22 protein-coding genes are annotated in these 20371 nt (G+C 66.5%); 11 read left to right on the top strand and 11 right to left on the bottom strand.

Translation table 11 applies throughout. From position 1 onward, the window contains the following. The first annotated feature begins 21 nt into the window (after positions 1-21). The 5 genes from ACSFA2_RS17005 (at position 22) to ACSFA2_RS16985 (ending at position 4860) form a co-directional block, all read left to right on the top strand. Positions 22-1116 (top strand): alkene reductase, encoded by a 1095-nt coding sequence (locus ACSFA2_RS17005; protein WP_435456488.1) that lies wholly within the window; start codon positions 22-24, stop codon positions 1114-1116. Positions 1117-1175: 59 nt separating this feature from the next. Beyond that, a complete protein-coding gene (locus ACSFA2_RS17000) occupies positions 1176-1964 on the top strand; it encodes an SDR family NAD(P)-dependent oxidoreductase (RefSeq protein ID WP_435456487.1) in 789 nt (262 codons plus the stop codon). Positions 1965-2193: 229 nt separating this feature from the next. Further along, positions 2194-3024, top strand: a complete 831-nt coding sequence (locus ACSFA2_RS16995; RefSeq protein WP_435456544.1) for an alpha/beta fold hydrolase — start codon at positions 2194-2196, stop codon at positions 3022-3024. Positions 3025-3053: 29 nt separating this feature from the next. After that, on the top strand, positions 3054-4055 hold the full coding sequence (locus ACSFA2_RS16990) for an NADP-dependent oxidoreductase (RefSeq protein WP_435456486.1): 1002 nt from the start codon (positions 3054-3056) through the stop codon (positions 4053-4055). A 61-nt stretch (positions 4056-4116) separates the two neighbouring features. Further along, complete coding sequence (locus ACSFA2_RS16985) at positions 4117-4860, top strand: SDR family NAD(P)-dependent oxidoreductase (RefSeq protein ID WP_435456485.1); 744 nt, start codon at positions 4117-4119, stop codon at positions 4858-4860. 124 nt (positions 4861-4984) lie between these two features. Here ACSFA2_RS16985 and guaA read toward each other — a convergent pair whose 3' ends face one another. The 4 genes from guaA to guaB all read right to left on the bottom strand — a co-directional run bounded on the left by guaA (position 4985) and on the right by guaB (position 8842). Then, positions 4985-6604 carry a glutamine-hydrolyzing GMP synthase gene (gene guaA / locus ACSFA2_RS16980; protein ID WP_435456484.1) on the bottom strand — a complete coding sequence of 540 codons (1620 nt, stop codon included), beginning with the start codon at positions 6602-6604 and terminating at the stop codon, positions 4985-4987. Positions 6605-6614: 10 nt separating this feature from the next. After that, positions 6615-7034 carry a type II toxin-antitoxin system VapC family toxin gene (locus ACSFA2_RS16975; RefSeq protein ID WP_435456543.1) on the bottom strand — a complete coding sequence of 140 codons (420 nt, stop codon included), beginning with the start codon at positions 7032-7034 and terminating at the stop codon, positions 6615-6617. An 11-nt stretch (positions 7035-7045) separates the two neighbouring features. Then, positions 7046-7294, bottom strand: a complete 249-nt coding sequence (locus ACSFA2_RS16970; RefSeq protein ID WP_435456483.1) for a type II toxin-antitoxin system Phd/YefM family antitoxin — start codon at positions 7292-7294, stop codon at positions 7046-7048. 78 nt (positions 7295-7372) lie between these two features. After that, entirely contained in the window at positions 7373-8842 is a 1470-nt protein-coding gene (gene guaB / locus ACSFA2_RS16965) for an IMP dehydrogenase (protein WP_435456482.1), read from the bottom strand. Positions 8843-9028: 186 nt separating this feature from the next. On the opposite strand from guaB, the gene ACSFA2_RS16960 reads away from it, so the two are divergent. After that, positions 9029-9553: a DUF4124 domain-containing protein gene (locus tag ACSFA2_RS16960; RefSeq protein ID WP_435456481.1), complete on the top strand. Its 525-nt coding sequence runs from the start codon at positions 9029-9031 to the stop codon at positions 9551-9553. A gap of 57 nt (positions 9554-9610) precedes the next feature. Here the strand turns inward: ACSFA2_RS16960 and ACSFA2_RS16955 are convergent, their stop codons facing one another. After that, positions 9611-9943 (bottom strand): RnfH family protein, encoded by a 333-nt coding sequence (locus tag ACSFA2_RS16955; protein ID WP_435456480.1) that lies wholly within the window; start codon positions 9941-9943, stop codon positions 9611-9613. After that, the gene (locus ACSFA2_RS16950) at positions 9943-10389 is read right to left on the bottom strand and encodes a type II toxin-antitoxin system RatA family toxin (RefSeq protein WP_435456479.1); all 447 of its coding nucleotides are present in this window, start codon (positions 10387-10389) and stop codon (positions 9943-9945) included. The genes ACSFA2_RS16955 and ACSFA2_RS16950 overlap by 1 nt, the downstream gene beginning before the upstream one ends. A gap of 63 nt (positions 10390-10452) precedes the next feature. Here ACSFA2_RS16950 and smpB point away from each other — a divergent pair, with 63 nt between their 5' ends. Genes smpB through ACSFA2_RS16925 form a run of 5 tightly spaced genes read left to right on the top strand, consistent with a single transcriptional unit; the run spans position 10453 to position 13267 of the window. After that, positions 10453-10932 (top strand): SsrA-binding protein SmpB, encoded by a 480-nt coding sequence (gene smpB / locus ACSFA2_RS16945; RefSeq protein ID WP_286645938.1) that lies wholly within the window; start codon positions 10453-10455, stop codon positions 10930-10932. A gap of 23 nt (positions 10933-10955) precedes the next feature. Further along, positions 10956-11525, top strand: coding sequence for an LbetaH domain-containing protein (locus tag ACSFA2_RS16940; protein ID WP_435456478.1), 570 nt, complete (start codon positions 10956-10958; stop codon positions 11523-11525). Positions 11526-11585: 60 nt separating this feature from the next. After that, positions 11586-12092, top strand: a complete 507-nt coding sequence (locus ACSFA2_RS16935) for a sigma-70 family RNA polymerase sigma factor (RefSeq protein WP_435456477.1) — start codon at positions 11586-11588, stop codon at positions 12090-12092. Positions 12093-12105: 13 nt separating this feature from the next. Then, positions 12106-12822 carry an anti-sigma factor family protein gene (locus ACSFA2_RS16930; protein ID WP_435456476.1) on the top strand — a complete coding sequence of 239 codons (717 nt, stop codon included), beginning with the start codon at positions 12106-12108 and terminating at the stop codon, positions 12820-12822. A gap of 55 nt (positions 12823-12877) precedes the next feature. Next, positions 12878-13267: a COG4315 family predicted lipoprotein gene (locus tag ACSFA2_RS16925; protein ID WP_435456475.1), complete on the top strand. Its 390-nt coding sequence runs from the start codon at positions 12878-12880 to the stop codon at positions 13265-13267. Between the two features lie 65 nt (positions 13268-13332). On the opposite strand, the gene ACSFA2_RS16920 is transcribed toward ACSFA2_RS16925, so the two are convergent. Genes ACSFA2_RS16920 through infB form a run of 5 tightly spaced genes read right to left on the bottom strand, consistent with a single transcriptional unit; the run spans position 13333 to position 20347 of the window. Beyond that, positions 13333-14211: a DMT family transporter gene (locus ACSFA2_RS16920; RefSeq protein ID WP_435456474.1), complete on the bottom strand. Its 879-nt coding sequence runs from the start codon at positions 14209-14211 to the stop codon at positions 13333-13335. A 27-nt stretch (positions 14212-14238) separates the two neighbouring features. Next, positions 14239-16065 (bottom strand): translational GTPase TypA, encoded by a 1827-nt coding sequence (gene typA, locus ACSFA2_RS16915; protein ID WP_435456473.1) that lies wholly within the window; start codon positions 16063-16065, stop codon positions 14239-14241. Next, complete coding sequence (truB, locus tag ACSFA2_RS16910) at positions 16062-17030, bottom strand: tRNA pseudouridine(55) synthase TruB (RefSeq protein ID WP_435456472.1); 969 nt, start codon at positions 17028-17030, stop codon at positions 16062-16064. Before truB ends, typA begins: the two co-directional genes overlap by 4 nt. Positions 17031-17032: 2 nt before the next feature. Continuing rightward, the gene (gene rbfA, locus ACSFA2_RS16905; RefSeq protein ID WP_140838664.1) at positions 17033-17404 is read right to left on the bottom strand and encodes a 30S ribosome-binding factor RbfA; all 372 of its coding nucleotides are present in this window, start codon (positions 17402-17404) and stop codon (positions 17033-17035) included. Between the two features lie 21 nt (positions 17405-17425). Continuing rightward, complete coding sequence (infB, locus tag ACSFA2_RS16900) at positions 17426-20347, bottom strand: translation initiation factor IF-2 (protein ID WP_435456471.1); 2922 nt, start codon at positions 20345-20347, stop codon at positions 17426-17428. Between the last annotated feature and the right edge of the window lie 24 nt (positions 20348-20371).

Here is a 20371-nt window from a genome sequence, read left to right as displayed (position 1 = left end):
ACGACGACACAGCAAACCAGCATGACTCACAAAACGCTTTTCGAACCCTACACACTGGGCTCGCTCACACTGGCCAACCGCATCGTGATGGCGCCGCTGACGCGCAATCGTGCGGGTGCGGGTCTGGTCCCCAGCGAGCACGCCGCCACCTACTACAGTCAACGCGCCTCGGCGGGCCTCCTCATCGCCGAGGCCACCCAGATCTCGGCCGATGCCCAGGGTTACCAGGACACGCCGGGCCTCTACACCCAGCCGCAGATCGACGGCTGGCGCAAGGTGACCGACGCTGTTCACGCCAAGGGCGGGCGGATCTTCGTCCAGTTGTGGCACGTGGGCCGCATTTCCCACGTCGACCTGCGGCCTGGTGGCACCGCGCCGGTGGCGCCCTCTGCCATCCGCGCCGCGACCAAGACCTTCGTCAACAATGGTTTTCACGACGTCTCCGAGCCACGTGCGCTGACCTTGGATGAGCTTCCGGGCATCGTCGAGGATTTCCGCCAGGCTGCGGCCAACGCGATCGCCGCGGGCTTCGACGGCGTCGAGATCCACGGTGCCAACGGCTATCTGCTCGAACAGTTCATCAAGGACGGCGCCAATGCCCGCACGGACGCGTACGGCGGCTCCATCGAGAACCGCGCGCGCCTGCTGCTCGAAGTCACGGCGGCTGTGGCGAAGGAGATCGGTGCCGAACGCACCGGTGTGCGCCTCTCGCCGGTGTCGTCGGCCGGCGCCATTTCCTGCAGCGATCCGCAGCCGCAGTACGACTACATCGCCGAGCAACTCAGTGCACTGGGCATCGTCTACCTGCACGTGGTCGAAGGCACCACCGGTGGCCCCCGCGATGCCGCGCCGTTCGATTTCGATGCATTGCGCACCCGCTTCAAGAACACCTACCTGGCCAACAACGGGTATGGCCTCGAACTGGCCAACGCCCGCCTGATCGAGGGGAAGGCCGACCTGTTCGCCTTCGGCCGCCCCTTCATCAGCAACCCCGATCTGGTCGAAAGACTGCAGATCGGTGCCCCCCTCACGACGCTGGATCCCGCCACGCTCTATGGCGGCGGCGCCCAGGGCTACATCGACTATCCGACCCTCGCTGATTCCAGCGTCCGATAGTCGGCTTTTCGTGCTGCATATCGCGGCATGGCCTCACCTTTTCGACCAAGAGAAAACACATGACCTCCCCTTCCACTGTTCTCATCACGGGCGCCTCGACCGGCATTGGCGCCATCTATGCCGAGCGCTTCGCACGCCGCGGCCACGACCTGGTGCTGGTGGCACGCGACAACGCACGCCTGGAAACGCTCGCGGCACGCCTGCGTGCGGAAACCGGCGCTGTCGTGGATATCCTCCCGGCCGACCTGACCCAGCCCGACGACCTGGCCGCCGTCGAGGCGCGCCTGCGCGAGGACGCCAGGATCGGCACCCTGATCAACAACGCCGGGGCCGCACTGCCCGGCCACTTCATCGACCAATCGACAGACGATGTCGCCCGTCTGGTCACGCTCAACACCACCGCGCTGGTCAGGCTGGCGAGTGCCATCGCCCCGCGCCTGGCGCAGGCCGGCAAAGGCGCGATCGTCAACATCGGCTCGGTGGTCGGCCTGGCGCCCGAGTTCGGCATGTCGGTCTATGGCGCGACCAAGGCCTTCGTCCTGTTCCTGTCCCAGGGGCTGAGCCTGGAGCTCACGCCCAAGGGGGTCTATGTGCAGGCGGTGTTGCCTGCCGGCACCCGTACCGAAATTTGGGAGCGCGCGGGCATCGATACCAGTGCGATGCCTGAATTGATGGCGGCGGATGCGCTGGTGGATGCCGCGCTGGCCGGCTTCGACCGCCGCGAACTCGTGACCATCCCGCCGCTGCATGATGCCGCGCGCTGGGAGGTGCTGAACACGGCACGACAGACCCTGCTCGCGGACATCCGACAGGCGCATGTGGCCGAGCGCTATCGAACGGCCGCCTGAAGCGGCAAAGGACATCATCGACCTATCTTGCACGGACCACAGGTGATCGGCCTGACAGAGGTCCTGAAGTCGCCGGCCAGGTACTTGCAGGGAAGGTTCAGGGGCGCACCGTCGTCGACGTGAACGCCTGACTGCCAACGCGGTGGCGCTGACGCGCCTCGATTCGCCGCGCCACACGAAGCCCCCTGAAAAGACCATGACCCCTATCGACCGGCAACCGGCATCGCACATGCCCTACATCGACGCCCCCAACCGATCGATCGATGTGGACGGGACGGCATTCGCGTACCGCGACCTGGGGCCGCGCAGTGGCGTGCCGCTGGTCCTGCTCAACCACTGGGGCGCGGTCCTCGACAACTTCGACCCGCGGATCGTCGATGGACTTGCCCGCAGGCATCGCACCATCGCCGTCGACTACCGGGGGATCGGCGCTTCAGGCGGAACGGCACCGGTGACCATCGATGCGATGGCGCAGGATGTGATCGCACTGATTCGCACACTGGGTTTCGAGAAGGTCCATCTGCTTGGCTTCTCACTCGGTGGATTCGTGGCACAGGACATCGTGCTGAAAGCCCCCGGCCTGGTGCGCCGACTCATCCTGACCGGCACGGGGCCGGCAGGCGGCCAAGGCATCGACGAGGTCGGCGCGGTCTCCTGGCCGTTGATGGCCAAGGGCTTGTTGACGCTGCGCGATCCAAAGACCTACCTGTTCTTCACCTCCACGGCCAAGGGTCGTCAAGCCGCAAAAGCCTTCCTGGAGCGACTGAAGGAGCGCAAGGCTGGTAGGGACCAGGGGCCGACGCCCAGTGCCTTCCTCCGGCAGCTGAAGGCGATCAAGGCCTGGGGCCGGCAGGCGCCCCAGGACCTGGGCGGCATCCGCATCCCTGTGCTGATCGCCAATGGCGACAACGACATCATGGTGCCCACCGTGAACAGCCACGACCTGGCGCGTCGCATTCCCGGCGCACAGCGGGTCATCTACAAGGACGCCGGGCATGGCGGGATCTTCCAGTACCACAGCGAGTTCGTGCCCCAGGCGCTGGCCTTCCTCAATGACTGAACAATCAAAAACGCTGGAAAAAATCCCCCATGAAAGCATTCATCATCGATCGGTACGGCAGCAAAGAAGCGGGCCGCATCGGCGAAATACCCGAACCCGAGGTGCGGGACGACGACGTTCTGGTCCGGATCCACGCGGCGAGCATCAATCCTCTGGACACGAAGATCAAGAGCGGCGAATTCAAACTGATCCTTCCCTATCGCCTGCCGCTGATCCTGGGCAACGACATGGCCGGTACGGTCGTGCGGGTCGGCGCTCGCGTTCGCAGCTTCAAACCGGGCGACGAGGTCTATGCGCGCCCCGACGATGATCGCATCGGCACCTTCGCCGAGTTCATTGCCGTCAAGGAATCGTCGCTGGCGCCGAAGCCCAGGAATCTCAGCATGGTCGAGGCCGCCGCCCTTCCTCTGGTGGCCCTGACGGCCTGGCAGACGCTGGTCGAAACCGCCCAGCTGAAACCGGGGCAGAAGGTGCTGATCCATGCCGGCTCCGGCGGCGTCGGCACCATCGCCATCCAGCTCGCCAAGCACCTCGGGGCGTTCGTGGCCACGACCACCAGCACGGCCAACATCGCCTGGGTGAAAGCCTTGGGCGCGGACGTCGTCATCAACTACAAGCAGCATGACTTCGCCACGGTGCTTCGTGACTACGACGTGGTACTGAACAGCCTCGGCAACGACGCGCTGAAGAAATCCCTCCAGGTTCTCAAGCCGGGCGGGCATCTCATCTCCATCTCCGGGCCACCCACCCCGGCGTTCGCCGCCGCCCGAGGGCTGGCCTGGCCGCTGCAACAGGTGCTGCGCCTGCTGAGTTTCGGCATCCGGAAAAAGGCAAGGAAGAACGGCGGCGAATACACCTTTGTCTTCATGCGGGCCGATGGGGCGCAGTTGCGCGAGATCACGTCCCTCATCGAAGCAGGCGCCATCCGCCCAGTCGTCGACAAAGTCTTCCCGTTCGAAGACACCCACCAAGCGCTGGCCTACGCAGACAGTGGGCGCGCCAAGGGCAAGGTCGTGGTGCAAATGATGTAGCGCCGCGCGAAGCGCCCAGGCCTTGGGTTTCCTTGGCCGGTCCACACACCAGGAGAATGATTTGAGTACGTACAAAGCCGCCAACATTGGCAAGCGCGCGCTGGTGACCGGCGCATCCAGCGGCATCGGCGCGGCTATCGCGCGTGAGCTCGCGACGCTCGGCGTTGACCTGGTGCTGACGGCGCGGCGCCGAGACGCACTCGATGCGGTCGCCGCGACCTGCAAGGGCGTGAAGGTCGAAATCGTCACCGCAGATCTCGGCAAGCCTGATGCCGCGCGCGCGCTGTGGGACGCCGCGATCGCCAGCGGTCCGATCGACATCCTGATCAACAACGCCGGGTTCGGCTATTTCCGCCGGTTCGACGAGGTCGACTGGGCGCGCGACGCGGAACTCGTCCAGCTCAACATGACCTCGCTGGTCGCGCTCGCGCGATGCTTCGTCAGTGCGCACAAGTCAAGCACTGGACCCGCGTACCTGGTGAACATCGCGTCGACCGGCGCATACCAGTCTGTGCCGAACATGGCGCTGTACGCCGCGTCGAAGGCGTTCGTGCGCAACTTCAGCGAGGGCCTCCATGACGAGCACCACGGCACGTTGCTGTCGGTGACCTGCATCTGCCCGGGCGGCACCGCAACTGCGTTCCACGCCGCGTCCGGCGGGGGCGACTACTCGTGGATCGCGAACGCGTCGACGAAGAGCGCGGAGTTCGTGGCGCACGCCGCAATCCGCGCGATGCTGCGCGGCAAGCGTACGGTGGTGCCCGGCTGTTCAACAAGCTGTCGTGCTTCGGCGTGCGTTTCTTGACGCGGCGGTTCGCGTCGCGGGTGGCCACGCAAGTGCTGGGCAAGCCACGGTTGGCACTGCCGGCGCGAAGCGTGACTTGAGACTGCAGGGAACTGTCGTGGGCAGCCGCATGGGCGCCCTCACCTCACTCCCACTCGATCGTCGCAGGCGGCTTGCTCGACACGTCGTAGGTCACGCGGTTGATCCCGCGCACCTCGTTGATGATCCGCCCCGACACCTTCTTGAGCAGCGCATAGGGCAGCTCGGCCCAGTCGGCGGTCATGAAGTCGCTGGTCTGCACCGCACGCAGCGCGACCACATAGTCGTAGGTGCGGCCGTCGCCCATCACGCCGACGCTTTTGACCGGCAGGAACACGGTGAACGCCTGGCTGGTGAGGTCGTACCAGCTCTTGCCGGTTTCCGGGTCGACGAAGTTGCGCAGCTCTTCGATGAAGATCGCATCGGCGCGGCGCAGCAGATCGGCGTATTCCTTCTTCACTTCGCCGAGGATGCGCACGCCCAGGCCGGGGCCGGGGAACGGATGGCGGTAGACCATCTCGGGTGGCAGACCGAGCGCGACGCCAAGCTCGCGCACCTCGTCTTTGAACAGGTCACGGAGTGGTTCGAGCAGCTTGAGCCCGAGTTGCTCGGGCAAGCCGCCCACGTTGTGGTGGCTCTTGATGGTGACGGCCTTCTTGCTCTTGGCGCCACCCGACTCGATGACGTCGGGGTAGATGGTGCCTTGCGCCAGGAAGGTCGCGCCCTTGTGGCCTCCATCGCCGGCCTTCAGCTTGGCGGCTTCCTGCTTGAACACGGTGACGAACTCGCCGCCGATGATCTTGCGCTTGGCTTCGGGGTCGCTCACGCCGGCGAGCTTGCCGAGGAACAGGTCGCTGGCGTCGACGCGGATCACCTTCGCGTTGAGCTTGCCCTCGAACATCTCCATGACGAGGTCGCCCTCGTTCAGGCGCAGCAGGCCATGGTCGACGAACACGCAAGTGAGCTGATCGCCGATCGCGCGGTGGATGAGCGCGGCGGCCACCGACGAATCGACGCCGCCCGACAAACCGAGGATGACTTCCTCGTCGCCCACCTGCTCGCGGATCTTCTGCACCGCTTCGGCGATATGGTCGCGCATCACCCAGTCGGGCTTCGCTTCGCAGATGCCGAGCACAAAGCGCTCAAGGACCGCCTTGCCCTGCACGGTGTGCGTCACTTCGGGGTGGAACTGCACGCCGTAGTAGCGGCGCGCTTCGTCGGCCATGCCGGCGATGGGGCAGCTGTCGGTGCTGGCCATCAGCTTGAAGCCGGGCGGCAGCGCGGTGACCTTGTCGCCGTGGCTCATCCACACGTTCAGCAGGCCGTGGCCTTCGGGCGTCGTGAAGTCGGCGATGTTTTCCAGAAGCGCAGTGTGGCCATGGGCGCGCACGGCCGCAAAGCCGAACTCGCGCTTGTGGCCGCTTTCGACCTTGCCGCCGAGCTGGTGCGCCATGGTCTGCATGCCGTAGCAGATGCCCAGCACCGGCACGCCGAGATCGAACACGGCCTGGGGGCACTTGTCGGTGGTCTCTTCGTACACGCTGGCGTGGCTGCCCGACAGGATCACGCCCTTGAGGTGGCCGTCGGCCGCGTATTCCCGCACCCAGTCGTCGGTAACGTCGCACGGGTGCACTTCGCTCAGCACATGCGCTTCGCGCACGCGGCGCGCGATCAGTTGGGTGACTTGCGAACCGAAGTCGAGGATGAGGATCTTGTCGTGTTGCATGGGCATGGACTCAGAGCGTTGAAATGTCGAACAGCTTCACGCCGGCATGGGGCGCAGCCTGAATGAGTTGCTCGTCGAGGGTGGCGAGCGGGAGGTCGAGCGAACGGGCGAGCCAGAGGTAGCCGGCGTCGTAGAGCGACACGTCGGCATCGATGGCGACGGCCAGCACGGCCTTGTGCTGCGCGGGCGCAAGTTCGTGCAGTTCCACCCGGTGGCGAATGGCATCGAGCACGCTCCAGAGCCCTTCGACCGCGGATGAGGGGATGCGGCCGCTGCGCACGCCATTGGCAAGGATGTTGGCGCATTCCCATTGCCAGGCGTTGGGCGCCTGCGGCTCCACCTCGTCGCGGCGAATGGCGGCGTAGAGCTTGCGGGTGTGCAGGTTGGCTTGGTCCGGCAGCAGCCAGGCGGCGGTGACCGAGGCGTCCATCACGAAGGCGGTCACGACTGCCGCCCTTCTTCACGCAGCGCACGCGCGGTGAGCCCGGGGCGGATCGACGCATGCAGCGCATCGATCTGGCCGAGCTCGCGCTCGATCTGCTCGTCGGTGATCACCGGCTTGCGGCGCACCGGCAGCATCCGCACCACCTCTTTGCCGTGGCGCGTGATGCGAACCTCTTCGCCCTTCTCGACCAGGTCGATCAGGGCCGAGAAGTTGTTCTTGGCTTCAGCGATACCGATGGATTGCATTGGGGCCAGAATTAAAAAGTCTGGCCCGAATTCTACCCATGATCTGGCCCGACTCGGAAAGTCGGGCCAGAATCAAGGTCACTCAGCGCGGTAGTTCGGCGCTTCCTTGGTGATCTGCACGTCGTGCACGTGGCTCTCGCGGATGCCTGCCGTCGTGATCTCGACGAACTCGGCCTTGTTCTGCATGTCCGCAATCGTGGCGCAGCCGCAGTAGCCCATGCTGGCGCGAACGCCGCCGGCCATCTGGTAGATGATCGAAACGATCGAGCCCTTGTACGGCACCCGGCCTTCGATGCCTTCGGGCACGAGCTTGTCGGTGTTGGGATTGCCGGTGCTCGACTCCTGGAAGTAGCGGTCGGCACTGCCTTGCTGCATGGCACCGATGGAGCCCATGCCGCGGTAGCTCTTGTAGCTGCGGCCCTGGTACAGCACGATTTCGCCCGGCGCCTCTTCGGTGCCGGCAAACATGCTGCCCATCATCACGGTCCCGGCACCCGCGGCGATCGCCTTGGCGATGTCGCCCGAGTAGCGCACGCCGCCATCGGAGATCAGCGGCACACCCGTGCCCTGCAGCGCGGTGGCCACGCTGTCGACCGCCATGATCTGTGGCACACCCACGCCCGCGACGATGCGGGTGGTGCAGATGGAGCCCGGGCCGATACCGACCTTGACCGCATCGGCGCCGGCATCCGCCAAGGCACGCGCGGCGTCGCCGGTGGCGATGTTGCCGCCGATCACGTCGACCTGCGGGTAGTTCTGCTTCACCCAGCGAACGCGGTCGATCACGCCCTTGCTGTGTCCGTGCGCCGTGTCGACGACGATGGCGTCGACGCCGGCACGCACCAGCGCTTCTACGCGCTCCTCGGTGCCCTCGCCCACGCCCACGGCGGCACCCACGCGAAGCCGACCGGTGGCGTCGCGCGCTGCATTCGGGAACGTGGTCTGCTTGGTGATGTCCTTCACCGTGATCAGGCCCTTGAGCTCGAAGGCGTTGTCGATCACCAGCAGGCGTTCGAGCTTGTACTTGTTGAGCAGCGCCTTGGCGTCGGCCAGCGTGGTGCCGTCGGGCACCGTGATGAGCTTGTCGCGCGGCGTCATGATTTCGCTGACGGGCGCGTTGTAGCGGGTCTCGAAGCGCAGGTCGCGGCCGGTCACGATGCCGACCACCTTGCCGGCATCAACCACCGGGAAGCCGGAGATGCCGAGCTGCTCCGACAGCGCCATCACCTCGCGCACCGTGTGCGTGGGGGTGATGACCACCGGGTCGCGCAGCACACCGGACTCGTAGCGCTTGACCTTGGAAACCTCGGCCGCCTGCTGCTGTGCCGTGAGGTTCTTGTGGACGATGCCCATGCCGCCTTCCTGCGCGATGGCGATCGCGAGGCGGGCTTCGGTCACGGTGTCCATCGCCGCGGAGACCAGCGGCAGGTTCAGCGTGATGTTTCGGGAGAGTCGAGTGGCGAGGGAGGTGTCCTTGGGCAGGACCTGGGAGAACGCTGGCACCAGCAACACATCGTCGAAGGTGAGCGCTTTGCCGAGAAGGCGCATGGGGAAGGCTCCAAAAGACGGATTGTAACGAGCCCCGCCGCCGACCATGGCGCCGCACCCGGGTTGCCCCTCTTCCGTGGCGCCGCGACCGCGTTCCACCGCGGACTGTGCCCGAATACCAACTCCCACCCGGCGCCCGACCACCCAAACATATTGCAAAACGTAAGGGAGCGCTAAACTTCCTGCATGAAATTCGTGCGATTGCTGATGCTGTGGGGTGTGTGCGTGCTGCCGCTGGTCGCGAGCGCACAGTGGCAATGGGTGGACAAGGACGGCAAGAAGGTCTTCAGCGACCAGGCGCCCCCCACCGACGTGCCCGAGAAGAACATCGTGCGGCGCCCCGGCTCGCCCAGCACACGTCCGACCTTCGCGCCTGCACCTGCCGAGCCGGCCGCAGCGGGTTCCGAACCGGCGCGCCCGCCCGCCAGCGCCGCGAGTGCCGCCCGACCGAGCGGCGTCGACAAGGAACTCGAAGAAAAGACGCGCAAGGCCGAAGAAGCGGAAAAGGCCAAGCAGGCTGCGGAAGCGCAGAAGGTCGCCAAGGCCAAGGCCGACAACTGCAACCGGGCCCGTCAGGGCAAGGCCACCTTCGACAGCGGGATGCGCGTGGCGCGCCTGAACGCCCAGGGCGAGCGTGAGGTCATGGACGACAAGGTACGCGCCGCCGAGCAGCAGCGCCTGCAGAGCATCATCGACAGCGACTGCAAGTGACGGTGCGCCCGGTGTTCCGGCCACAACGCTTCACCGCCGCCCTCTCCAGCCCCAGTTTCAGTACCCGGCCTTGCCGCCCTCGCGGCGCCGGGCGAACAGGCCCGTGCCCTTGCGACCCTGCTGCTTGAAGCGCTCGCGCCGCGCGACCTTCGGATCGACCAGCAGCGCGCGGCACAGCTCGACCCGATCGCCTTCGGCCAACACGTGATCCCATGCGGCGGCACGGCCCCAGATGCCCGCCGTCAGCGCGCGCCAATCCAGGTCGGAGAATCGGCCCGGCAGACCGCTCGCACGCACGGCGTCTTCCAGGGTGGCGCCCGGCGGGAGCGTCAGCACTTCCTCGAAAACCGTGCGGGGCGCCGGCGCACAGACCAGCGTCACGGCAACCATCAGGGGGCTCCGTAGACCTGCTCGGCACGCTTCACGAAAGCCTCGACCAGGCTGGACGCGATCTTGTCGAACACCGGACCGACAAGCGCCTGCAGCGCAAAGTTACTGAAGCCGTAGCTCAGGTCGAGTTCCACACGGCAGGCGCGCTCGCCCGCTTCGCCGACGGGGTTGAACTTCCAGAGGCCATCGAGGTTGGAGAACGGCCCGTCGACCAGTTGGAGCTGCACCTCGCGCCCCGGCACATGCGTGTTGCGGGTAGTGAATTGCTGGCGCAGCCCGCCGAAGGCGAGCCCGACTTCGGCGGTCATGCCGGCCTCGTCGTGTTCGATCACGCGTGCGCGGTCGCACCACGGAAGAAACTCGGGGTACTTGGCCACATCGGTGACAAGGGCGTACATCTCATCAGCGCTGTACCAGATGAGAACGGACTTGTGGACGGTTTTCATAGAATCGACACGGTGTGTGCGTTTCGATTGTATTGATGCCATGCGCCCCCATCTGAGACCGCCATGGCCACCAAGAAACAACAAGACTCCTCTGCCCGCATCGCCGACAACAAGAAGGCCTCCTACAACTACTTCTTCGAAGAGCGTTTCGAAGCGGGCCTCGTGCTCGAAGGCTGGGAGGTCAAGTCGCTGCGCGAAGGCAAGGTGCAGCTCACCGACGGCTACGTCGTGATCCGCGATGGCGAGATGTTCGTCGTGGGCCTGCAGATCAACCCGCTGCGCAGCGCCTCGACCCACACCACGCCCGATTCGATCCGCACCAAGAAGCTGCTGCTGCACAAGGAACAGATCCGCCGCCTCACCGGCAAGATTGAGCAGAAGGGCTACACCCTGGTGCCGCTCAACCTGCACTGGAAGGCCGGCAAGGTGAAGTGCGAAATCGCGCTGGCCAAGGGCAAGGCCGAACACGACAAGCGCGACACCATCAAGGACCGCGAAGGCAAGCGCGAAGTCGAACGCGCGATGAAGAGCCGCAACCGCTGAACCGCTGACAGGACCGACACATCATGGCCATCCAACCGCTCGACGCCAGCCGCAGCAATCCCAGCGAAGGCGGCCCCAGCTTCTCGCTGTCGAACCGCCTGCTGCGAGGCGCCTGGAACCTGACCTGGTTGCTCTTCGCATCCTGGACGCCGACGCCGCTCAAGCCATGGCGACGTTTCCTGCTGAAGCGCTTCGGCGCCCAGCTCGGTGTCGGTGCCGATGTGCGCGGCAGCGCGCGCGTCTGGTACCCGCCGCACCTGCACCTGGGAGACCGCGCGGTGCTGGCCCAGCACGTGACCTGCTACAACATGGCGCCGATCCACCTGGGCCCGGACGCGCTCGTGTCGCAGGGCGCGTACCTGTGCGCAGGCACCCACGACATCACGTCGCCGGTGTTCCAGCTGACGACCAAGCCGATCACCATCGGCGCGAAGGCCTGGATCGCCGCCGGCGCCTTCGTCGGCCCGGGCGTGGTCGTCGGTGAAGGCGCCGTGCTCGGTGCTTGCGCCGTGACCTTCAAATCGCTCGAGCCCTGGGGGGTCTACGCCGGCAACCCGGCGCAGCGCATCAAGACACGGGTGCTGCGCACCTGATGTTTATTTCGAGGGCGGGGGAATAAGCGCCCCTTGCCCGGTGTTCATCCAGCAATCGCCATGGACACCCGCCCGCTCGTCGACCACATCCCCAGCCTGCGCCGCTACGCCCGGGCCCTGACCGGCGACGCCTGGGCTGCCGACGACCTGGTGCAGGACACGCTCGAGCGCGCCTGCGTCAAGTGGCGGCTCTGGACAGCAGGCACCGACCTGCGGGCCTGGCTCTTCACGCTGATGCACAACGTCTTCGTCAACCAGGTGCGCCGTGCGCCGCCACGCGCCATGGTGGACGTCGACGAGGTCGGGCATGAACTGCACGAGGCCGACGCCGGCCTCGACCGCACGCTTGACCTGCAGCGCTGCCTGCTGCTGCTGCCGGACGACCAGCGCGCCGTGCTCCTGCTGGTGGCGCTCGAAGACCTGTCGTATGCCGAGGTCGCCCGGATCCTCGCGGTCCCGGTGGGCACCGTGATGTCGCGGCTGTCGCGGGCGCGTGCCCGCCTGCACGCGCTGATGGAAGGCGCGGCATCGACCGACAGCCGCCCGGCCTTGCGTCGACTCAAATGAACGCCGCCACGCCATGAACCACCCTGCGCCACCCGACCACGATCTTCCCGACTGGGAAGCGCAGCGTGACGCCCTGCGCCAGTTGCACCGCGACGTCCTCGATGCACCGATCCCAGCGGCACTGCTCGCCGCCGCCGGCCAGGCCGACCGCCGCTTCGCACACCAGGCGCGTTGGACGCGCTGGGGCGGGTTGGCCGCCGCGGTGTTGATCGCCTTCGGCGCCGGCTGGTTGGCCAACGGGCAATGGACCTCCGCCAGCGGCGCGGGTCAACTGGCCCGCGTACCCGCCACGCGCGAGTTCGTGCATGCGGCGTCCGTGGCCCATGCCGTGTATGCGCCCGAGAAGCGCCACCCGGTCGAGGTGGCGGCTGCGGAGGAACAGCACCTGGTCCAGTGGCTGTCGCGCCGGCTCGACAGGCCGCTGAAGACCCCCGACCTGACCGCCGAGGGCTACACCCTGGTGGGTGGCCGGCTGCTGCCCGGCGACGCAGGGGCGCGCGCACAGTTCATGTTCGAAGACCGCAGCGGCCAGCGCGTGACGCTCTATCTGGGCGAACTCAAGACCCCGACGACATCCACACAGGCCGGCGAATCGGCCTTCCGTTTTTCGACCGACGGGCCGGTCCCCAGCTTCTATTGGGTCGACGGCGGCTTCGGGTATGCCCTGGCCGGGAAACTCCCACGCGACGCGTTGCTGCGGCTGGCCACGCTGGTGTACCGTCAGCTGTGACGCCCCGCGCGTCCACCCCTGTCACACAAGTTTTTTAACCGAAGGAGAACCCTCCATGAAACTGCTCAGCACTTCCATCCTCGCCATCGCCCTGCTGTCCGGCTGCGGCATGATGAACAAGACCGCGTCGGCGCCCGATACGCCGACGCGCACGGCCGACGGCGTGCTGGTCGGCCCGAACGGGATGACGCTCTACACCTTCAGCCGTGATGCGGTCGGCAGCGGCAAGTCGGCCTGCAACGGCCCGTGCATCACCAACTGGCCGGCACTGGTCGCTCCCGATGCCGCCAAGCCGATGGGCGACTACAGCGTCGTTGTGCGCGACGACGGCAAGAAGCAGTGGGCCTATAAGGGTGCCCCGCTCTACTACTGGGCCAAGGATGCCAAGGCCGGCGACCGCACCGGCGACGGCGTCGGCGGTGTCTGGAAGCTCGCGCGCCCCTGAACGCGTCGGAGCGCCAATGAAAAAGCCGGCGTGAGCCGGCTTTTTCATGCGTGATCGACAGACACTCAGCCCGCGCGCCGCGCCCGCACCGCCGACAACTCGTTGGCGACCAGCGCACCGACCACGATCGCGCCGCCCGTCAGCACGGTCGCTCCCGGCACCTCGCCGGCGCCGACCCAGGCCAGCGTGATGCCGAAGATGACTTCCAGCAGGGCCAGCAGCGACACCTCGGGCGCACTGAGCACGCGGGCGCACAGCACCGACATCACGCACGGAATCGCGAGCTGGAACACGCCGAGAAAGCCCAGCAGCGTCAGGTCCCGGCCGGTGGCCTCGAGCGGCCAGGCCAGCGGCAGCGTCAGCAGCGAGGACAGCACGGCACCGATCAGCACGGCGGGCACGAGGTCGATGCGCTGGCCTTGCGCGTTCGCATGCTGCACCGATGTCCAGTTGGCGGCACCGGCAATGGGCACGCACAACGCGACCAACGTGCCCAGCCATTCGCCGTTGCCGATTTGCGTGCCGTACATCCAGCCGATGCCCACGCCGGCCGCCGCGATGGCGAGCCAGGTGCGCAGCGGCAGGCGATGGCCGATGAAGAGGCGCGCAGCCAGCGCAGTCAGCAGCGGCCCGGCAGCCAGCGTGACCAGCACATTGGCGGTGCTGGTCAGCGTGAGTGCCACCATGAAGGCGGTGAACATCACGCTCCAGCAGACGCCTGAGATCCACAGCGCCTGCCCGCCATGGCGGATCTTCGAAAAAACGCTGCGCCCCTGCCAGGCCGGCAGGATGAGCAACAGCGCGAGCGCGGTGAACGCGCTGCGCCAGAAGGTCACTTCGAAGCTGCGCGCACCTTCGAGATGGCGCGTGACGACGCCGGCCGTGGCCCACATCAGGGTCACGCCGACCATCAGCCAGACCGCGCGGCCGTGGGTCAGGGTCAAGGCGGCCCCCGAACGATCAGCAGGCGATCAGCGACCGGCGCGCTTGCGTTCGCTTTCCTTGAGGAAGCGCTTGCGCAGGCGAACGCTCTTGGGCGTGATCTCGACCAGCTCGTCGTCTTCGATGAATTCCACGCCGTATTCGAGCGTGAGTTCGATCGGTGGCGTGATCTTGATCGCGTCTTCCTTGCCGGACACGCGGAAGTTCGTCAGCTGCTTGGTCCGCGTGGCGTTCACCACCAGGTCGTTGTCGCGGCTGTGGATGCCGACGATCATGCCTTCGTACACCGGATCGTTCGCCTTGACGAACATGCGGCCGCGGTCGTCCAGCTTGCCCAGGGCATAGGTGAAGATTTCGCCGTCGTCCATGGAGATCAGCACGCCGTTCTTGCGGCCGCCGATGTCGCCCTTGTGCGCTTCGTAGCTGTCGAAGATGTTGCTGATGAGGCCGGAGCCGCGCGTCAGGTTCAGGAATTCGTTGGTGAAGCCGATCAGGCCACGCGCCGGGATGCGGTACTCGAGACGCACGCGCCCACGGCCGTCCGGTTCCATGTTGACCAGCTCACCCTTGCGCTCGCCCAGGGCCTGCATCACGCCGCCCTGGTGCTGCTCTTCGATGTCGGCCGTCACCAGTTCGATGGGCTCGTGCTTCTCGCCGTTCACGTCCTTCATGACCACGCGCGGCTTGCTCACGGCCATCTCGAAGCCTTCGCGGCGCATGTTTTCCAGCAGGATGGTCAGGTGCAGTTCGCCGCGGCCCATGACTTCGAAGATGCCTTCTTCGTCGGTCTCGGCCACGCGCAGCGCCACGTTGTGCTGCAGTTCCTTTTGCAGGCGGTCCCAGATCTGGCGGCTGGTGACGAACTTGCCTTCGCGGCCAGCCAGCGGGCTGGTGTTCACGCAGAAGTTCATGGTCAGCGTCGGCTCGTCGACCTTGAGCATCGGCAGCGGCGACGGCTTGGCCGGGTCGGTCACGGTCACGCCGATGTTCAGGTCGGCGATGCCGTTGATCAGCACGATCTCGCCCGGGCCGGCCTCGGTGGCCTGCACGCGTTCCAGGCCCTGGAAGGTCAGCACCTGGTTGACGCGGCCCTTGATGGCCTTGCCGTCGGGGCCTTCCATGACCACCACGTCCATCATCGGCTTGATGGTGCCCTGGCTGATGCGGCCCACGCCGATGCGGCCGACGAAGGTCGAGAAGTCGAGTGCCGAGATCTGCAGTTGCAGCGGCGCGGCCGGATCGCCCTTCTGGGCCGGCACGTGCTTGAGGATGGTGTTGAACAGGGCCGACATGTCGGGGCCCCACTGTTCGCCCGCCGCGCCTTCTTCCAGCGACGACCAGCCGTTGATGCCCGAGGCATACACCACGGGGAAATCAAGTTGTTCGTCGGTCGCGCCGAGCTTGTCGAACAGGTCGAAAGCGGCATTGACCACGAAATCGGGGCGTGCGCCCGGCTTGTCGACCTTGTTCACGACCAGGATGGGCTTCAGGCCCAGGGCCAGCGCCTTCTTGGTCACGAAGCGCGTCTGCGGCATCGGGCCTTCCTGGGCGTCGATCAGCAGCACCACGCCGTCGACCATCGACAGCGCGCGTTCCACTTCACCGCCGAAGTCCGCGTGACCGGGGGTGTCGACGATGTTGATGTGCGTGCCTTCCCAGGTCACGGCGCAGTTCTTGGCCAGGATGGTGATGCCGCGTTCTTTTTCGATCGCGTTGTTGTCCATCACGGTGTCGACGACCTTCTCGTGCTCGGCGAAGGTGCCGGACTGGCGCAGCAGCTGGTCGACCATCGTGGTCTTGCCATGGTCCACGTGGGCAATGATGGCGATGTTGCGGATTTGCTTGGAGGTACTCATGGTGTGGTCTCGCAGAGAGTTGCGTTCGCTGGTGCGTTCAAAAGGATTTGCTGGATTTCGATGGGGTTCAGCAAGCGCCCCGGGATCAATTCGTTGGCCGTGACATGGGCCGTGCCGAGGAAGGCCGCCGGCTCGTCGCCGAAGACGGCCACTTCGGTGGCATCGGCCCAGTCGCCGCGGCGGCGCAGGCCCGACAGGAAACGCGCGGCATCTTCCGTGCCCAGCGTGACGCGGCGGTGGCCGTCGACCAGCGCTTCGGCCGGCAGCAGGCGGGCCAGACGGTCGTTCTCGGACATCGCTTCCAGCGCCTCGAGCGTGACGCATTGCGTCTCGGTGAAGTTGCCGGTGGCGGTGCGCCGCAGCGACGTGAGGTGCGCGCCACAGCCCAGCGCCTCGCCGATGTCTTCGCCGAGCGTCCGGATGTAGGTGCCCTTGCTGACGGTGGCGACGAGACGGAGGGTGTCCGGCGACAGCGCGGTCAGCGCCAGCGCGTGGATCGACACGTCGCGCGGTGCGCGCTCGACCTCGATCCCCTCGCGGGCGTATTCGTAGAGTGCCTTGCCATCCTTCTTCAGGGCGCTGTGCATCGGCGGCACCTGGCGGATCGGCCCGGTGAACTGCGCCGTCACGCGCGCCAGATCGTCGGGCGTGACCTGCACCGGGCGTTCGGAAATCACGTCGCCCTCGGCGTCGCCGGTCGACGTCTTCACGCCGAGCTGAACCGTCGCGACGTAGGTCTTGTCGGCATCGAGATGCAGTTGACTGAACTTGGTCGCCGCGCCGAAGCACAGCGGCAGCACGCCGGTCGCGAGCGGATCGAGCGTGCCGGTGTGGCCCGCTTTTTCGGCGCGCAGCAACCACTTGGCTTTCTGCAACGCCTGGTTGCTGGAAAGGCCGAGTGGTTTGTCGAGCAACAACACCCCATGCACGGGGCGCCGCTGCACCCGTGTGCGTGGCGCATTCACCGTCATTCGTCTTTCGAGCGGGAAGCGACAGCCTGCGCAATCAGCGCATTCATGTCGGCCGCACGCTCGGTGGTGCGGTCGAACAGGAAATGCAGCGTCGGCACGGTGTGGATCTGCAGGCGCTTGAACAGGCCGTTGCGCAGGAACCCCGCAGCCTGGTTCAGCGCTTCGGTCGTGACGACCGGGTCGCCCACGAGCAGGCTGAAGTAGATCTTCGCGTGCGCGTAGTCGGGCGTGACCTCGACCGCCTGGATCGTGACCATGCCCACGCGCGGGTCCTTCAACTCGCGCGCGATCAGTTCCGTCAGATCGCGCTGGATCTGATCGGCCACCTTGAAGGCGCGGTTGGGGGCGGCGGCTTTGCGCTTGGGCATCGTCGTTGTCGCTGGAGCGCCTTACAGCGTCCGGGCGATTTCCTTGATTTCAAAGAATTCGAGCTGATCGCCCTCTTTGATGTCGTTGTAGTTCTTGAGCTTGATACCGCACTCGAAACCTTCGCGCACTTCGCGGACATCGTCCTTCATGCGCTTGATCGAGTCGACCTCGCCCGTGTAGACCACCACGTTGTCGCGCAGCAGGCGGAAATGCGCGCTGCGGTTGACCGAACCGGAGGTGATGTACGAACCTGCAACCGTACCGATCTTCGAGGCCACGAACACGGTGCGGATCTCGGCCTGGCCGATGATCTCTTCGCGTCGCTCGGGCGCCAGCATGCCGGACATCGCCACCTTCACCTCATCCACGGCGTCGTAGATGATGCTGTAGTAGTTCAGCGTCACGCCATTGCCTTCGGCCAGCTTGCGCGCACCCGAGTCGGCACGCACGTTGAAGCCGATGACGACCGCCTTCGAGGCGATGGCCAGGTTGATGTCGTTCTCGCTGATGCCACCGACGCCGGCGTACACGATCTGCACCTTGACCTCTTCGGTCGCCAGCTTGAGCAGCGACTGGGCCAGCGCCTCCTGCGAACCCTGCACGTCGGCCTTGATGATCAGGCGCAGCGTCTGCACTTCGCCCGCCGACAGGTCGGTGAACATGCTCTGCAGGTTCGACGCTTGCAGCTTGGCCAGCTTGGTGTTGCGGAACTTGCCGGCCCGGTAGGTGGCGATCTCGCGCGCACGGCGCTCGTCGGCCATCACCATGAACTCGTCGCCCGCCTGCGGCACTTCGGTCAGACCCTGGATTTCCACCGGGATCGACGGACCCGCCGTCTTGATCGACTTGCCGTCTTCGTCCAGCATGGCGCGCACGCGGCCATAGGTCGAACCGGCCAGCACCACGTCGCCGGTCTTGAGCGTGCCGGACTGGATCAGCACGGTCGCGACCGGGCCGCGACCCTTGTCGAGCTGCGCTTCGATGACCAGACCCTTGGCGGCGGCATCGACCGGCGCCTTGAGTTCCAGCACTTCGGCCTGCAGCAGCACTTGTTCGAGCAGTGCGTCGATGCCCTCGCCGGTCTTGGCCGACACCGGCACGAACGGCACGTCGCCGCCGTACTCTTCGGGCACGACCTCTTCGGCGACCAGTTCCTGCTTGACGCGGTCCGGACTGGCATCGGGCTTGTCGATCTTGTTGATCGCGACCACGATCGGCACACCCGCCGCCTTCGCGTGCTTGATGGCTTCCTTGGTCTGCGGCATGACGCCGTCGTCGGCCGCCACCACCAGGATGACGATGTCGGTGGCCTGCGCACCGCGGGCACGCATGGCAGTGAACGCCTCGTGACCCGGGGTATCGAGGAAGGACACCATGCCGCGCGGCGTTTCGACGTGATAAGCGCCGATGTGCTGCGTGATGCCACCGGCCTCGCCCGCGGCGACCTTGGCGCGACGGATGTAGTCCAGCAGCGAGGTCTTGCCGTGGTCGACGTGACCCATGACAGTGACGACCGGGGCGCGCGGCAGCGATTCGCCCGAATGCGCGCCGACGTCCTCGTCGGTGAAGGCTTCCGGATCGTCCAGCGCAGCGACCACGGCCGTGTGGCCCATGTCTTCCACGATCACCATCGCGGTGTCCTGGTCGAGCGACTGGTTCATGGTCGCCATGATGCCGGCCTTCATCAATTGCTTGATGACCTCCTGCGCCTTGACGGCCATCTTGTGGGCGAGCTCCGCCACGGTGATGGTTTCAGGCACGTGCACTTCGAGCACACGCGCTTCCACCGGCGCGGCCTGCACATGGTCGTCATGACCGCCACGGTCGTTACTGCCGCGACGGCCGCGCGGCCCCCCGCGCCAGTTGCCGCGACCGACGCCACCACTGGCGTCGCCGCGTGTCTTGATTTCCTTCTTCTTGGCCGGATCGCCCGCCCAGCTCGACGAGAGCTTGGCCGACTTCACGTCCTTGCTGGCGCCCGGCGCCGTCGCGGCACCCGGTGCAGCAGGCGCACCCGGACGCGCAGCAGGCGCGACCGGCTTGTGCAGCGTGCCCTTGACGGCCGGCTTCGGCACTTCCTTTTCGGGCGCCTTGTGCGGCACCAGCACGCGGGCCGGTGCGTTCATCATGGCGCGGATGGCTTCGGCTTCGGCCAGGGCCTTGCGACGGCGCTCGTCCAGGTCCTTGGCGCGGGCGGCTTCCTCGTCGGCCCGGGCCTTCGATTCAGCGGCGGCCTTGGCCTTGGCGTCTTCCTTCGCCTGCGTGGCGGCGACGGCATCGGCCGCGGCCTTGCTCACGGCGGCATCGGGTTCTGCAGGGGCTGGTGCGTCGAACCCCGGCGCCCTGCTGCCGACCACGGCGGCGGTTGCAGCGGCCTTTTCCTTGGCGGCCGCAGCCGCCTTGGCTTCGCGCTCGGCCGCTTCGGCCTGCTCCGCACGCTCGGTCTTCTCGCGTTCGCGGGCTTCCGTTTCCTCGCGCTGGCGACGCTTCTCGGCCAGCTCTTCTTCCTGGCGGCGGATCAGCTCAGCCTGGCGGCGGGCCTCTTCCTCGCGCCGGCCGAGTTCGGCTTCGTCGATCTTGGGCGCAGCCGCTTCGCTCGCGGCCACGGCCGGCGTCGGCTCGGGCGTGCTGCCGGGGCCTTCGTCGCGCTGGATGAAGGTGCGCTTCTTGCGCACTTCCACCTGGATCGTGCGGGCACGGCCAGTGGCGTCCGCCTGCTTGATCTCGCTGGTGGACTTCTTGACGAGCGTGATCTTCTTGCGCTCGGGCTCCGCCGTGCCGTGGCTGGCCTTCAGGAAGCCGAGCAGGCGCTGCTTGTCGGCCTCGGTGAGCGCGTCGGTCGGCGCGGCTTTCGCCACACCTGCGCTCTTGAGCTGGTCAAGCAGGGTTTCGGGGGTCTTCTTGAGTTCGTTCGCGAACTCGGCGACTGTGGTGCTGGACATATGTGCTTCGTGCTCCCATGACCG

The sequence above is a fragment of the Variovorax cryoconiti genome (genome assembly GCF_051216395.1).
Classification (GTDB): domain Bacteria; phylum Pseudomonadota; class Gammaproteobacteria; order Burkholderiales; family Burkholderiaceae_C; genus Variovorax.
Note: the sequence above shows the minus strand (reverse complement) of the source record. Positions and strands in the feature narration are given on the sequence as shown.

What these genes read in the sequence shown, in the direction of transcription:
- ACSFA2_RS17005 (WP_435456488.1), top strand. Translation starts at nt 22, where the DNA reads ATGACTCACAAAACGCTTTTCGAACCCTACACACTGGGCTCGCTCACA.
- ACSFA2_RS17000 (WP_435456487.1), top strand. Translation starts at nt 1,176, where the DNA reads ATGACCTCCCCTTCCACTGTTCTCATCACGGGCGCCTCGACCGGCATT.
- ACSFA2_RS16995 (WP_435456544.1), top strand. Translation starts at nt 2,194, where the DNA reads ATGCCCTACATCGACGCCCCCAACCGATCGATCGATGTGGACGGGACG.
- ACSFA2_RS16990 (WP_435456486.1), top strand. Translation starts at nt 3,054, where the DNA reads ATGAAAGCATTCATCATCGATCGGTACGGCAGCAAAGAAGCGGGCCGC.
- guaA (WP_435456484.1), bottom strand. Translation starts at nt 6,604, where the DNA reads ATGCAACACGACAAGATCCTCATCCTCGACTTCGGTTCGCAAGTCACC.
- ACSFA2_RS16975 (WP_435456543.1), bottom strand. Translation starts at nt 7,034, where the DNA reads ATGGACGCCTCGGTCACCGCCGCCTGGCTGCTGCCGGACCAAGCCAAC.
- ACSFA2_RS16970 (WP_435456483.1), bottom strand. Translation starts at nt 7,294, where the DNA reads ATGCAATCCATCGGTATCGCTGAAGCCAAGAACAACTTCTCGGCCCTG.
- guaB (WP_435456482.1), bottom strand. Translation starts at nt 8,842, where the DNA reads ATGCGCCTTCTCGGCAAAGCGCTCACCTTCGACGATGTGTTGCTGGTG.
- ACSFA2_RS16960 (WP_435456481.1), top strand. Translation starts at nt 9,029, where the DNA reads ATGAAATTCGTGCGATTGCTGATGCTGTGGGGTGTGTGCGTGCTGCCG.
- ACSFA2_RS16955 (WP_435456480.1), bottom strand. Translation starts at nt 9,943, where the DNA reads ATGGTTGCCGTGACGCTGGTCTGTGCGCCGGCGCCCCGCACGGTTTTC.
- ACSFA2_RS16950 (WP_435456479.1), bottom strand. Translation starts at nt 10,389, where the DNA reads ATGAAAACCGTCCACAAGTCCGTTCTCATCTGGTACAGCGCTGATGAG.
- smpB (WP_286645938.1), top strand. Translation starts at nt 10,453, where the DNA reads ATGGCCACCAAGAAACAACAAGACTCCTCTGCCCGCATCGCCGACAAC.
- ACSFA2_RS16940 (WP_435456478.1), top strand. Translation starts at nt 10,956, where the DNA reads ATGGCCATCCAACCGCTCGACGCCAGCCGCAGCAATCCCAGCGAAGGC.
- ACSFA2_RS16935 (WP_435456477.1), top strand. Translation starts at nt 11,586, where the DNA reads ATGGACACCCGCCCGCTCGTCGACCACATCCCCAGCCTGCGCCGCTAC.
- ACSFA2_RS16930 (WP_435456476.1), top strand. Translation starts at nt 12,106, where the DNA reads ATGAACCACCCTGCGCCACCCGACCACGATCTTCCCGACTGGGAAGCG.
- ACSFA2_RS16925 (WP_435456475.1), top strand. Translation starts at nt 12,878, where the DNA reads ATGAAACTGCTCAGCACTTCCATCCTCGCCATCGCCCTGCTGTCCGGC.
- typA (WP_435456473.1), bottom strand. Translation starts at nt 16,065, where the DNA reads ATGAGTACCTCCAAGCAAATCCGCAACATCGCCATCATTGCCCACGTG.
- rbfA (WP_140838664.1), bottom strand. Translation starts at nt 17,404, where the DNA reads ATGCCCAAGCGCAAAGCCGCCGCCCCCAACCGCGCCTTCAAGGTGGCC.
- infB (WP_435456471.1), bottom strand. Translation starts at nt 20,347, where the DNA reads ATGTCCAGCACCACAGTCGCCGAGTTCGCGAACGAACTCAAGAAGACC.